Origin of the sequence: Pseudomonas sp. CFBP13509 (assembly GCF_005233485.1) — a bacterium.
GTDB lineage: Bacteria > Pseudomonadota > Gammaproteobacteria > Pseudomonadales > Pseudomonadaceae > Aquipseudomonas > Aquipseudomonas marginalis.
In genome coordinates, this window is the sequence record NZ_QGAA01000050.1 from 1 (window position 1) to 1,405 (window position 1,405).

Annotated in this window: 3 protein-coding genes; all 3 read right to left on the reverse strand. The window is 58.5% G+C overall.

What is annotated here, in order from left to right; all coding sequences use genetic code 11:
* A partial coding sequence (locus tag PspCFBP13509_RS31275) for an IS66 family transposase zinc-finger binding domain-containing protein (RefSeq protein ID WP_178084566.1) occupies positions 1–561 on the reverse strand: 561 nt, incomplete at its 3' end.
* Positions 562–642: 81 nt separating this feature from the next.
* The gene (gene tnpB / locus PspCFBP13509_RS31925; protein ID WP_003177794.1) at positions 643–978 is read right to left on the reverse strand and encodes an IS66 family insertion sequence element accessory protein TnpB; all 336 of its coding nucleotides are present in this window, start codon (positions 976–978) and stop codon (positions 643–645) included.
* Positions 975–1,307: an IS66-like element accessory protein TnpA gene (gene tnpA, locus PspCFBP13509_RS31285; RefSeq protein WP_003173944.1), complete on the reverse strand. Its 333-nt coding sequence runs from the start codon at positions 1,305–1,307 to the stop codon at positions 975–977. Before tnpA ends, tnpB begins: the two co-directional genes overlap by 4 nt.
* Positions 1,308–1,405: the final 98 nt, after the last annotated feature.

Below are 1,405 nucleotides of genomic sequence, written 5' to 3' on the forward strand. Positions count from 1 at the left end.
GGCCAGCAGGCCTGCGGTCGGGACGCCTTTGTCGATGACGTGCGCCGGTACCGGCGCCTGGATTAGCGTTTCACACTGCTCGCAGGCCCACTTTCCACGGATGTGACGCTCGACGGTGAATACGCCGGGCGTGTAGTCGAGCTTTTCGCTGGCGTCTTCGCCGATGCGCTTGAGGGCGCAGCCGCACTGGCAGTGGCTGTTGTCCGGTTCGTGATGGATCAGTGTGCGAGGAAACTGCGGTGGCAGCGGTGCGCGCTTGGGTTGCTGGCGCACTTTGGCTTCGACAGGTGCCGGTTGCAGCGCCTCAAGTTCGGCTTCGATAGCGGCGATATCCGTATCGATCAAGTCGTCGAGCAGGCTGGCTTGATCCGGGCTCAACTGCTCGCTGCGCTTGGCAAACTTGAAGCGTTTGAGCAGCGCGATCTCGTGGGCCAGTTTCTCGTTGACCGACTTGTGATGAGTGATTTGCTTGTCCATTGTCTCGACGCGCTGGATCAACTGCGCCGCCAGGGCACGCAGTTGTTCAGGGTTTAATTGATCGAGATTTGGATGCAAAGTCATGCCGCCGATTTTGCCAGAGAGGGCTGATGGCGACGATAGACTGATGGGCCAATTGCGCTGGCAAGCACGCCATGGCAGATGTTAAAGCATCGAGATGATTCCGCCTGCACCGACGCGCTGCCAAGGTAAACCGAGCACCAGGGCCTGAAGTTGCTCGGCATCCAACTCAACTTCGGAGCCGTGTCGCACACCCGGCCAGAAGAAGCGTCCTTGATTCAAACGCCGGGCGGCAAGCCAAATCCCCACGCCGTCATGCACCAGCACTTTCATTCGATTGGCGCGGCGGTTGGCGAACAGATAGGCACAGTGCGGCTTCGCCGCACCGAACACCGCCACGACTCGTGCGAGCGCGGTTTCAGTGCCGGCGCGCATGTCCATGGGCTCGGTGGCGAGCCAGATGGAATCGACGCGGATCATCGCAGCAGGTCTCGTAGGAAAGCAGAACACGCCGCTGCATTTTCTGCTGGCCAACTCACCACGACTACACCTTTTGGATGCGGCACTTCGATTCGGATCGTGGCAGGAAGGGCCTGATGCATCGGCACCGGCGGCGAAGTCTTGACCGGGATGAAGGCAGTTTGCAGTGCCAGGTTTTTCTGCGCATGCACCCGAATCCATTTATGGACGAGGTTTGCATTGAGGTTGTGGGTCAAGGCGACATTGGCAATTGAAGTGTCAGGATGGGCGCACTCAGTAATGACCTGGGCCTTGAAGGACTTGGAATAGGAACGGCGTTCTTGTGGCATGGGCGTCCGCTTAAAAAGGCTAAAAATGGTGTCCACTTAAATTTAGGTGGACACCATCGCCTTAACCGATGGCATCAGGAAGATGTGTTGCTCGGACG

Excerpts from the sequence above, each read along its gene's own strand:
- tnpA (WP_003173944.1), bottom strand. The coding sequence starts at position 1,307 with ATGCCACAAGAACGCCGTTCCTATTCCAAGTCCTTCAAGGCCCAGGTC.
- tnpB (WP_003177794.1), bottom strand. The coding sequence starts at position 978 with ATGATCCGCGTCGATTCCATCTGGCTCGCCACCGAGCCCATGGACATG.